The following is an 11,804-nucleotide window of genomic DNA, read 5'->3' on the forward strand; positions in this document are numbered from 1 at the left end:
CGGAGCGGAAATCTATGCCCGTATTCAATCCTTTATCTCCACTGTCCGAAAACTCCAATTCAATCCTTTCAATGAACTCTATACCGTGCTATCTGGCGGTATCCCAGAGTATCGGGGCCCCGCAGGCTAACCAGTTACGAATTTAGATAAAACCAAGGGTCAACGCTGCTTCACGCAAATCGCCTGGATACGAAGTTCGGCTCTGGAAGGTTAGGGGTTTCCCAGTAGTCGAGGGGGGAAGTTCAAACTTGGGAACATCGGGGAGTAGTGTATCCATCACGACCTCTTCTTCCAAGATGGCCATGCGGGTTCCGGATGGAATACCCAAGCACAAAAACCGCTTTCCGTCTGGCTTGTCCGAAACCCCGAAATACACCACACTCGGATTAGCGACGGAGAAATCTAAGGCATTAAAATTTAACTCACACTGACCTTCCGGATTTCTGAAAATCTCGAGATGTGCCATGTCTCGAGAACGGAAAAAAATGGACAAAGCAAAAAACAACACCCCAGAAGTAATGAACATCAAGAGCGATACAAAAACATGGGGTGCAATTGCCGTAACAGCAATGAGCACAACAAGCAAAACACCTCCAATCCGGAGAAGGCGCATGAAATAGGCTTTTCGATTTAAATAAAAGCCAGAGGTAGCGTGATATTGCATGGTTATGTGGAATTCGGATACAATAGATCACAAAAATAGGGCGATCCAGCAGTGAATCCAAACCCAAAACCATGTGGATTAGCCGAAAACGTTTCTGTCTCGCTTATTGAAGGCCAGCCAGCATCGCAAGGGTTTTTTCTTCGATGTGTGTAGGCTGATATACATCGTAAGTCTGGCGCATTTGGTACATCTGGGACGTGACCAAAGAAACAATCCCGATAGACATTCCTGCAAAAACTACCCCAAGAGAAGCGAAGATCTTTACCACAATTCCGGGCAAGATAATCATGCACAAAAATACGCCACCAATCACCATCAGCGCCAGATAGCGAAGATGGGTTTTGAGGTTGGGGGCCGAAGTGGGGTATGGTTTTCGGGTTACCACTACGTTGGGTTTTGGTTTATGGGCCGCTGGATCTATCAAAAACGTGCGATAAGGAAAGTCGCTGGTTTTTTCTGGTTCGGGTGTTTGTACTGGGGTCTGCATGGATTTACATCAATGGTTGGTGATGGGATGATGCCTTCAAGAAAGATACTTTTACCCTGCACAAAGTTTATAAGCCCGTGTAAAAGATTGATATTCTTCATGTTTACGTTAATTTTGATTTGGCGATTATGTGTTAACCAGCGTCCATTAGTTCCCGGACAACCCGCTCTGCGGACTCTAATGCCCCCTCCATTCCGGGGCTTTCAATGGCGGTGTGCTCTCCGGCAAAGTACAATGCTCCAGTAGGTTGGGCCATCTGGCGGGCGAAGCGGGTGATTTGCCCTGGCGCAAAATGGGAATAAGCGCCCAGTGCAAACGGATTACGGGCCCACCTTTGGGTATGGACCACTGTAAGTGCATCGCGTGTGGCGGGCCGGATCGCGCCTATGGTATTTATGATTTGTTTTGCTTGTTTTTCCGGTGGAAGTTTATCAAAGGCCAGTGCATTTTTGCCGTCCATCCAAACCACCAACATGCTAATCTGTCCTTTTTCGTTGGTAATGGGCAAAACCCGTTCGATCGCCGTGTCTGTCCACATGGCGACTGGAAAGTCATCATCGGCCCAGAATGGTTGCTCTACCTGAAGATAGACTTGGGTAATAGCGGTATAGGGTAAATGTTGGATGGCTTCTGCTTGCAAAACAGGTGGAAAAGGTTTGATGTCTAAGCCTCGCATAACCGAGAAGGGCAACGTCGAGATGACATAATCGGCCTTGACTACCAAGCCGTCTGTACAAGTGACCGATACCTTGCCCTCTGACTGTTGAATTTTCTGAACAATTTTATTCAACATAACCGAATGGTTCAATGACGCTGCAAGGGCATTGGTTAAACGGCTATTTCCCCCCTCGATCCGGTAAAATCGGTCGCCCGAATGGCGTTTCCGGCGTTCATCATCTCTCATGGCCCACAAGAGCGAAGTTTTGTGAAGGTCATTCGTATTAGGGGCCACACGCATCAATCGGAGGGCTTCTTTGGAGGCCTTTTGTTTGCGTAAAAATGCCTCTATCGAGATGTCTAAGTTGGGGTGTGGGTTGTCGAACCAGTCTCGCGGATGTTGTAGTGGGTTATGTGATCGGATGAACTTGCCCAATAAAGCGGGTGGCGGGGTTTGACGTTCTCCATCGGAAAGTTGATTGGGCTTGGCCATAGACCAGTCTCGTAAAGCAACCCGTTGTCCGTTCACAAAAAACAACGTTCCGGGAGGTCCTGCAACGACAGGTAATTCCAATAGCGTAAGTTTAAACCGTTCAACAAGGCTCCGGAACCGGGTATAATGATCACCAATGGTCCATCCGCCACCTTCTGGTTTTCCGTTTAGCTGATTCAGTGTAAACACCTTGCCACCGATCCGGTCTTTGCCTTCTAAAACCGTGACCGTGTATCCTGCCTCTTGCAGCAATAATGCCGCATACAGACCAGAAAGCCCGGCGCCCAGAATGACGACTTCTTTTCTTTGAGGGGTGAAGGCGGTTTGCCAGCCTGCAAAAGGTAAAATACAAACGGAAGTTGCGCCTTGTACAAGAAATTGACGACGGTTCATGACCTTTAGGGAATGTTAGAAGGAACAAAGGTGGTAAATGAAAGCTAAGAAATATTCAATGCAAAGCCTTTGGTAGTTTGTATAGGCAAAACCCGTACAGGGGTGGATTTGTATAAAGAAAAAATATACGATTTCTGGTGTGGGTTTTGGGGTAACGATCACCGCTTTATAAACGTCATACCTGTAACAAGCCTCGAAAACAAATGCGGAAAATAGTTTTGATCTGGCTCTTATTGGGGATTACGGGACCTTTGGTTGCCCAAAAACAACTGGTTATCACGCTGGATGATTTGCCTTTTACCCGAACCTATGATCCGGATATAATGCGTGGCATGACCGATCGCTTGGTGCAGTGCTTGGCCGAAAATCAAGTGCCTGCCATTGGATTTGTGAATGAGAACAAATTGTACGAAAAAAGTATTTTGTTGCCGGAAAGGGTCTCCCTCCTCCAGAAATGGCTTTCGGCTGGCTTGGAACTGGGCAACCATACGTTCTCGCATGGGGATTATAACAATATGACTACCGCTGCTTTTATCGCCGATATCCAAAAAGGAGAAACCATCTCTCGGCCACTTTCGGAAGCGTCTAACCGCCCCTATCGTTTTTTTCGTCACCCATATCTGCATCGTGGCAATACACCAGAAAAGGTGGTTGCGTTGGCTGCTTATCTGAAAAACAACGGGTACACCGAGGCGCCTGTAACGATTGACAACGGTGAGTGGATATTTGCTCATGCGTACCACCTTCGTATGCAAGAGAAGGACTACGTAGCCATGCAAACAATCGCTACCGATTATATCCGCTATATGGAAGCGAAAACCCTATATTTTGAAGAGATGGGCCATAAAATGTTTGGACGTGCCATTCCACAGATCCTTCTTCTCCATGCGAATGCTTTAAACGCTGATCATATGGACAGCCTCTTGCAGATGTTTACACGGTTGTCATACACGTTCGTGAGGCTCGAAGTGGCGTTGAAGGACACGGTCTATCTGTCGGAAGACACCTTTTCGGGGCGTCAGGGCATTTCTTGGTTACATCGTTGGGCCAAAACGGCCAATCAGCCTGCTGCTTATTTTGCGGGTGAGCCAATGGTGCCACGTCATATCTTAGATTGGGCAGGCATATCTGAAGAATGAATTTTGTTTGGGGTATGTCTGTGCTTGAACTTAGAGGTCCTTCAAGCGGCGCTTTAGCCCTTTAAAAAGAGGTAAGACTGGCTGGGAAATAGTGCTTGTGGTTAGCGTTTTACGAATGGCTCTACTTGGACTTTCCGGAGCATGTAGAGGGCTGCAAACAAACCCATTGCTTCTAAACCAAAAAGCAGGGCATAGGCTATGGTATAGCTACCAGATATGGCAAATCCCAAGTCCCGCATAATCCCTCCCACCAATATGCCAGCACCACGAGACAAGAGCTGAACCACCGTCCAAAGAGCAAGATATATGCCGGCTTTATCATCGGTATTAAACAAAATCAACAAATTATACCCACCAATTCCATAAAGCCCAAATCCAACGCCGAATAGAAACAATACTGGATACAAAATTGAATCTATTCGCATTAAGGCAACCAACCCCATCATGCTCATCATCAAACCCATTGCCGCAAGCCCAATAGCAGTGGTATTAAGGTGGTAGTGAGGGGGCCATTTACGGGTAAGTATGGCCGTGATGGCCATGGCCAGTAAAACACCTGTTCCCCACCATGCATTAAACCGTGTGGTCGTTCCTACATCAAGTCCAAAAACATCTCCCCCAAAAGGTTCCAGCATGGCATCCTGCATAAACGCGAAAAAGGCGGAAATCGCAACAAAAAAGGCATAGCGCCGCGTATGCGGATCTGTCCATATGGTTTGTATTCGGAACCAGACAGGAATTTGTGGTTCCAGATTGGATTGAGCCGGACGGGTATTGGGTTGTTCGGTACCCCACAATGCGACCAACCAAAGGAATCCGGCGATGGCCAGTACACCATAGGTCAGATTGGTAAATGCCTCAGGATGGTAGTGTGGTAAAAACTTACCCAAAATGGGCGGTGAAATGGCAAAACTGGCAATCAAAAAAGTTTCGACAATGCTAATAGCAATTCCGCGCTTGTGGTATGGAAAGGTGTCGTTCACCAATGCCAAAAAGGGTGCTCCTGAAGCCGTACTCCCAATCCCCGAAAGTAGCATCGCAAAAAACGCCACGATCCAGCCAGAGGAGTCTCCTTCGGACAGCAAAGAGACGGAGAGGGGCAAAAAACATAAACCCACAATCACCAGTAATCGGCCCATGAAAATGTAGGGCAGGCGGTATCGTTTGAAAATAGGCTTGGTGTCTGACCAATGTCCAATCCAAAGCGTCATGGGAACCAATAGATATTTAAGTGCAGAGAGCAAGGCAACAGGCCATGCCATCATTTTTAGGTCAGAAATTAAGACACGGTTCCAGATTCCAGAGGTTAGCAGGTCGGTGAGTGCCGCTCCTGTCTGGAATAAACCCAAACGGAACGCCCGCCATAAAGTTGGAGAAGAAGTTTTTGGTTGTTTATACATGTAAACCGTAAGATGTCACTCAGGATGGGGGGAATCAAAAGTACAAGTATGATGAACGGCCAAACTTACGGTTTTTGAAAAGTTCTTTCACCAAAATAGTGTAAGACATATCGGAATTTCATGCACTTCTCAGTGCCAAAGCCGGGTAATTGACGAAGCCTTTTAGTAACCGTAGCCCAATCGGGTGCCTCTTGCCAGATGTTGGCGGCATCGTTTTCATATTCGGTGGCAATGATATGAGCCACCTTCTGCGTAGTCTCCGCCATTTTGTTGGAAAACCGATGGACGGTGGGGTGCATCGCAAAAATATGGTTGAAGGTGTCGGGTGCCATATAAGCGATTTTTTGCAGGTCTAAATGCCCCAGGCGTTGGTGTAACTTTAAAGGGCCAATGAAGGCCACTTCTGCCAAAATGCGCTGATCAAATAGCATACCCAATAACTTAGCATTATTGCTTTCGCGCAAAAAGGCATCTGCATCGGCATTCTTGGTTGCGGTTCCTTCGGTATGGAGACGATCCAGCATCCGACGAAGTCCGCCTTCCAACGCACGGTAGTCCATAAATAGTTGTGGTTTAAAAGCAAAAATTTTTCCAATACCCCTACGCTTTCAAGGGGTTCCGTGCTTCTCATCCATTTTACAATTGTTGCCCTTTTGTATATATAAGGCAAAAGCCTCATACAAGACGCATGAGGCTTTTATGCAGTGGATTTTTTTATACATCCTGATACATTTGGTCTATTAGGTCGGTATAACGCTGTTCAATGATTTTTCGCTTCAATTTGAGCGTAGGCGTCATCATGCCGTTTTCCACACTAAACGGCTCTTCTATAAAGCGAAAGTCTCGAATTTTTTCATGCGAAGCGGCCTTTTTTGAGTATTCACGGAACGTTTTGGTAAACTCATCCTGAACGGCTTTGTGGGTAATCAGGCTGGAGGGTTGTGCTACCGATACGCCATTGTTCTTAGCCCAAGCGGAAAGATTTTCCATATTCGGAACCACCAAGGCCGTTAGGAATTCCCGGGCTTCGCCAATGACAATAATTTGATCTACCAATTGGTTGGTCTTAAATCGGTCTTCGATGGGGCCGGGGTATATGTTTTTGCCGCCTTTGGATACGAGCATGTGTTTGATTCGGTCGGTAATGCGCAAATACCCGTCTTCGAACTTACCTACGTCGCCCGTATGGAACCAACCGTCGGCATCAATAACTTCACTTGTTGCTTTTTCGTTGTTCCAATAACCTTTCATAATATTAGGGCCTTTACAGATGATCTCACCTTCTTCGGTTGTAAGGTTACTGGGATAATCTTCTCCGGTAAGCGCCCCAATAATTTTGTTATCCGAGAGCCGTTGAATAGCCACGGTAACTCCTGGGATTACATGCCCGACGGTGCCGTATCGTGGGCTGTTCATCGGGTTAATGCTCAGAACAGGTGCTGTTTCAGTGAGTCCATAGCCTTCAATAACCGGAATGCCCGCAGCATTAAAGAAATTACCAATTGGTGCCGGAAGCGCTGCACCGCCCGAAATGGCAAACCGAACACGTCCGCCAAAACGTTGGTGTATCTTGGAAAAGACTAATTTGGTGGCTAAGGTATATTGGGCAGCCAATATCGGATTGGGTTTTTTGCCTGCACCACGGGCATCGGCTACTTTTTGGCCCGTTGCCAACGCCCATGCGAAGATTTTCTTTTTGGTTGGCGAGCCTTCCTCCACATTTTTCATGATTACGTTGTAGGCCCGTTCAAAAACACGTGGTACCGAGATCAGGACCGTAGGATGTACTTCTGATAGGTTATTAATGACGGCCTCTACGCTTTCAGCATAGGCCACTCTTCCACCAGCGGCTAAAAGAGCATGGTATCCTGCTGTTTGTTCAAAAGAGTGGGAGAGCGGTAAAAACGAAAGATGAAGATCTCCTTCCAGAATTTCGATTTTAGGTAAACAAGCTTCTACTTGGGAACAAAAATTTTCGTGTGTAAGCATAACCCCTTTAGGGTTTCCGGTCGTTCCGGAAGTATAGATTAATGCAGAAATATCATTGGGGGTAAGCCCTTGCATGATGGCCATTATTTCGTTGCTGTATTGGGGCCAAAGCGTCTTTCCCTGCGCAACTACATCGGCCCATGTCGAGACATACTCGATGGTTTTTTTAGGAACGGTCATGGAAATAACTTCTTTTAGCTCCGGACAATCCTCAAAAACGTCTTCTGCTTTCCTTAGCTGAATACCAGTGGAAACCAGAAAGACTTTACTGCCAGAATCTTTAAGGATGTATGCCACCTCGGAAGCTGGAAGTGTGGTATATAAAGAGACATTAATTCCGCCCAGTAGTTGTGTAGCTGCATCGGTGATGGTCCACTCCGGTCGGTTTTCCGAAAGGATGGCCACACGGTCACCTTTTCGGACGCCTTTGTGATATAAATAGGCCGCTACGGCCTCAATGTTTGCGCGCAGTTCCGGCCAGCTAATGTCTTCCCATGTTTTCTTCTGCTTGTTCTTAAAGCTCAAGGCAGGCTGAGGAGCGTTGGCATAATGCTCGGCAAGTCGGAAGAACATTTCCGGCACAGAGTTGAAGGATACGATAGCTTTTCCCATATCTCGATTTGGTTTAGAGGCACAATTGGGTGGGTGTAAAGGCTTTCAAAGAGCCTAAGTTAAGCATAATGGGAGGCATCTGCTTATGCTTTTTGTATAAACCGTCTTGGTCTAATGCTTTCTTAATCAAGGGGGGTAAAGACAAAACTCCCTTTGGCAACAACCAAAAGGAGTCTGGCAAGTTTAGTACAGCAAAAAAAGCCTAATTTAGTCTTTAAAGGCCATTTCCGGAACTTTCATCCGGCGCAGGATATGAAATCCATACTCGGTCTCGATCGGGGTTGCAAACACTTGTCCCTCTGGCACCTTCTTGATGACTTCATCGAATGCGGGCAAGCCACCACCCAAAAACCAAGTACCCAGTTGCCCACCTGTTTTCATGGTAATGACGTCATCGCTGCTGGTTGAAACAAGTGTTTCAAATTGGTTGGGATTTTGGCGGAGTTGTGTAACAAGTTGGTTCACCAAAGCTCGGGCCTCCTCTTTCGACCGACTTACGGTTCGGATGGTCGGGTTTGCGCCCGTTGCAGGTACGGGGGTTGCACCTTTCCAAGAAACGAGCAAATGTGCAGCCGTTACCAACACCATTTTATCGCGCTTGAAAAAACCAATAACCCCTTTTAAATCTATAGGCCCGCCTACTTCACCGTATTTAAGTGACTCGAAGAGGGGCATAATCTCTTCGCTGTTGTTTTGGTCGAGTCGTGTAAAAGGCTTCCAATACGTCGCCTTTTTCTCGAAGTCGTTAAACTTCGTGGCGAGTGCATCAAAGTTTGCCGCATTTAATTGTTTTTTGATTTCGGCAGCGCGTGCTTCGGCTGCCGCTTTGGAACGGGTAAACTGAGGTGTTTCAGGTGTTTTGTAACCCAGTAGAATGGCCGTCCCACCCACAAATTTGGTGCGCAGCGAGTTCCGGCGAATAATATGAAAGCCAAAAGGCGTTTCGACCACTTTGGGATGAATCTTGCCAATACCCGTCTGACGTACCGCGAGCTCAAAATCGGGAACCATCGCACCCACAGGCCAAGAACCCAAATCCCCTTTTCTGGCAGCAGCATTTTTATCGTCCGAGTTTTTTTGGGCAAACTCCTCAAATTTGCTTGGGTCTGTTTTTAGCGCATTTAGAATGGCATTGGCGGTTTTCCGGGCCTCTTCTTTAGCGCGGGTGGCGGTTGCGCGCTCGGCCCCTTTGTATGATACCAAAATATGGCTTCCGGCAAAGTCTCCTGATTGTCGGAAATATTGGTCAGATTCATCCTGATCGGCCTTTGGGTATTTTTCCTGTTTACATCCGGAAGCTAAGCCAATCAGCAGGAACAGGGCAATAAAACGATACAACATAAAATCGTCTGATTATCGTGGATAATGTATAATCCATATAAGTTAAGGATGTAACGCTATCTATCAAACATGTCAATTTTGCGAATAGGGCAAAGAAAAGCCCGCTCACCTAAGGGAGTGGGCTTTTATCGTTGAAATAGAAGACGCATTATGCCTTAACGTACTTTTTGAACCGAACGTACAGCGTGGTAGTTCTTGGCCTCGAATACCAAAAAATAGGTTCCCGACGGCAGGTTTTGTGGTTGCCAAGTTATTTCGTGAGTACCTACAGGGTAGGAGGAGTCATTCACCAATACCTGCTCTCGTCCCAGCAAGTCTATGATCCGAATTTTTACCGATGATGCCTCGGCTAATTGCCAACTTAGGTTGGTGGTTTCGGAAAATGGATTGGGGTAATTGGGTAAGAGGGCTGTCGTTGTTGGGGCAATCGTTTTTGTTTCTTCATGGGCAGTGGCTTCCCATGCCTCGAGAAGGTTTTTTAAATCGTTTACTACCATAGCCGATGCCTCTTCTTCCAGTAGCATCGCTCCCAGCCGACGAATCAGTTCAGCCTGATGGTCTTCTGTGATGCGGGCTATTGCGCTGGTCTGTTGACTTCCAGTTATGCTTCGGCCATAATTTGCAATAACTGGAAAAATATCATATACATCCACCACGCCGTCACGGTTTGCATCGGCCCTGAGCGCAGCAAGATCGGTACTACTTCCAGGATTGACGCTGAATTTTTCCCAGACCAAGGTGAGGGGAACGGGGGTTCCGGAAAAGGGGGTACGTTTCCCATAAACAGTATTACTCGTGAGCCGGGTGATGTCTGCCGGGCCTACTTGTCCATCGCCATCGGTATCCCCTGGCCAAATCGCCAGCCAAGTGCTGACCGAACCGGATGTCACCCAATCGGAGTTTAAGGAGATGCTCCCAACCGTTCTTCGTGCCCGCACCCTGAGTTCATATTGTGTCAGGTTGGGTAAATTATTTAGCAAAAGGGAAGGGGCAGCGACCAATTGTATCGGCCCCCATTCGGTTCCTGAACGACGGATTTGGACTTCAAAAACTACATTTCGGAACAAATCCCCTTGTTTCCAATCAGCCTTCAAAGCCTGATCTGGGTGTGTGGAATCGTTCGAGAGAATCAGGTCTTTTACCGGAAGGGGTGTGAGTACAAAAGTAGTTTGGCAAGCCTCGGCGCTAAAATCGGAGGTGGTGCCAAGTCTATACCCTTGTACCCGGTAACAATAGGTGGCTAATTCGTCTAAATCGGTATTGCTCCATACCGTTTTTTCCAATTCTTCGGCGATGGTTTGCCATCCGCCAGTAGGCGTTCGCCGTTGTACCCGGAAGCGATAGCTTTCAGCTTGGTTAACAGCCCACGCAATGGCAATGGTCACCGGATCGGTCAATGCGATGTTGGCCAAAATAGGAGTCCCTTCCACCTGTTTTCCGGTCAATGCACATGCCATATCGGAGGCAATAGACCTACCAGAGATACCTTCTGCGTACATTCTATAGCAATAATAAGCTCCCTTGGCCAAGCCTGTATCTATATGGCTATTGGTTTGTCCGGAGGGTCTTGCCGAGAGGATTTCCCAGTTTCCGAAATTCAACTGACGTTCTATCAAAAAAAAGGAAGTTCCTGTGCTTTCGGGCCGCCAGTTTAGCTGAATACCCGTTTCGCTTAAAGGCGTGACAACAAGGTTTGCAGGTGCTTTGGGTTGTGCCCAAGCCAAACTCGTTATTCCTAAACTCCACAAGATGCCCAATACATGGAAGGAATATATTCGTTTTATGCGATTCACGGTCGTAAGGGTTCTTAAGGTTGAGTGGCTACTTAATGATCACCCGTGCATCGGTGACTGCATAGGATCGGACAGTATTCGGACTGGTTAATAACTGTAATGTGCCTTGTTGAAATTTTATTTCGATGTCGGCAGGTGTATCAAGCGGGACATACAAGGTATCTAAAACAAAGGGCGCACGTTTTCCAGACGGAAAAGCCCAAGCCACATCCACACCATAACCCTGCCTCACGGTCAAGGCATTTTTAAACCGGATGCGTGAAGGATCAATACCGCTTATGTTCATCTTACCCGCAATCGCTTTGATGAGGTCGGTGGTTCCGTCAATCATTAAGGCCATTTTTAATTCTCCGGAATTAGCTTTGACCGAAACGATAGAAGGCCCAAAGCCTACAATTGGCGTTGTGTTGTTTTCGGGGATAAAAACAGCTTGCAGATACACGGTATAGTTGTCGCGGGAGATGCGCTGTAACGTCTGACCGCGTGCGCGTGTTCGCCCATTCTGACTGTATTCCACCTGAAAAGTAAAGGTGGAGTCTAAAGGCAGTTGTAGGTCAAAAAAGACCTCGTCTTGTGTGGTATTGTCGGCTGTAATGGCCTCTTTTGGGCTATAATCCCGCCCACCTTTTGAAGTGACGGTCAATTTTACGGTCCAGATGGCTTGTGTTTTGGCATGTACCTCGCTTAGCAAAGAAGCGCCATCTAACATCCTTGGCGCAACAAATCCGATACGTAGTTTGGGACGCACCATAGCGTCCTCTGCAACGGGATGGACATCACAACCAGAAGCCATAAACGCCAAAGCACACCAACCAATTAAAAAGAAATATTTCATG

General features: G+C 47.1%; 10 protein-coding genes. 1 reads left to right on the forward strand and 9 read right to left on the reverse strand.

The annotated features are described in order from the left end of the window. Positions 1–142: 142 nt before the first annotated feature. The 3 genes from JNN12_08335 to JNN12_08345 form a co-directional block, all read right to left on the reverse strand. Positions 143–664 (reverse strand): hypothetical protein, encoded by a 522-nt coding sequence (locus tag JNN12_08335; GenBank protein ID MBL7978333.1) that lies wholly within the window; start codon positions 662–664, stop codon positions 143–145. Positions 665–767: 103 nt separating this feature from the next. After that, on the reverse strand, positions 768–1,151 hold the full coding sequence (locus JNN12_08340; protein ID MBL7978334.1) for a hypothetical protein: 384 nt from the start codon (positions 1,149–1,151) through the stop codon (positions 768–770). Positions 1,152–1,284: 133 nt separating this feature from the next. Further along, entirely contained in the window at positions 1,285–2,694 is a 1,410-nt protein-coding gene (locus JNN12_08345; GenBank protein ID MBL7978335.1) for an FAD-dependent oxidoreductase, read from the reverse strand. A 203-nt stretch (positions 2,695–2,897) separates the two neighbouring features. Here JNN12_08345 and JNN12_08350 point away from each other — a divergent pair, with 203 nt between their 5' ends. Further along, on the forward strand, positions 2,898–3,833 hold the full coding sequence (locus JNN12_08350; GenBank protein ID MBL7978336.1) for a polysaccharide deacetylase family protein: 936 nt from the start codon (positions 2,898–2,900) through the stop codon (positions 3,831–3,833). A 101-nt stretch (positions 3,834–3,934) separates the two neighbouring features. Here JNN12_08350 and JNN12_08355 read toward each other — a convergent pair whose 3' ends face one another. The 6 genes from JNN12_08355 to JNN12_08380 all read right to left on the reverse strand — a co-directional run bounded on the left by JNN12_08355 (position 3,935) and on the right by JNN12_08380 (position 11,803). Beyond that, complete coding sequence (locus tag JNN12_08355; protein ID MBL7978337.1) at positions 3,935–5,233, reverse strand: BCD family MFS transporter; 1,299 nt, start codon at positions 5,231–5,233, stop codon at positions 3,935–3,937. Positions 5,234–5,298: 65 nt separating this feature from the next. Next, complete coding sequence (locus JNN12_08360) at positions 5,299–5,793, reverse strand: hypothetical protein (GenBank protein ID MBL7978338.1); 495 nt, start codon at positions 5,791–5,793, stop codon at positions 5,299–5,301. Between the two features lie 154 nt (positions 5,794–5,947). After that, the gene (locus tag JNN12_08365; GenBank protein MBL7978339.1) at positions 5,948–7,834 is read right to left on the reverse strand and encodes a long-chain fatty acid--CoA ligase; all 1,887 of its coding nucleotides are present in this window, start codon (positions 7,832–7,834) and stop codon (positions 5,948–5,950) included. A 207-nt stretch (positions 7,835–8,041) separates the two neighbouring features. Beyond that, complete coding sequence (locus JNN12_08370; GenBank protein MBL7978340.1) at positions 8,042–9,175, reverse strand: peptidylprolyl isomerase; 1,134 nt, start codon at positions 9,173–9,175, stop codon at positions 8,042–8,044. A 155-nt stretch (positions 9,176–9,330) separates the two neighbouring features. Then, positions 9,331–10,968 (reverse strand): T9SS type A sorting domain-containing protein, encoded by a 1,638-nt coding sequence (locus JNN12_08375; protein MBL7978341.1) that lies wholly within the window; start codon positions 10,966–10,968, stop codon positions 9,331–9,333. Positions 10,969–10,996: 28 nt separating this feature from the next. Continuing rightward, a complete protein-coding gene (locus JNN12_08380) occupies positions 10,997–11,803 on the reverse strand; it encodes a hypothetical protein (GenBank protein MBL7978342.1) in 807 nt (268 codons plus the stop codon). Position 11,804: the final 1 nt, after the last annotated feature.

This window comes from Bacteroidetes Order II. bacterium (assembly GCA_016788705.1).
Lineage (GTDB): Bacteria > Bacteroidota > Rhodothermia > Rhodothermales > UBA2364 > UBA2364.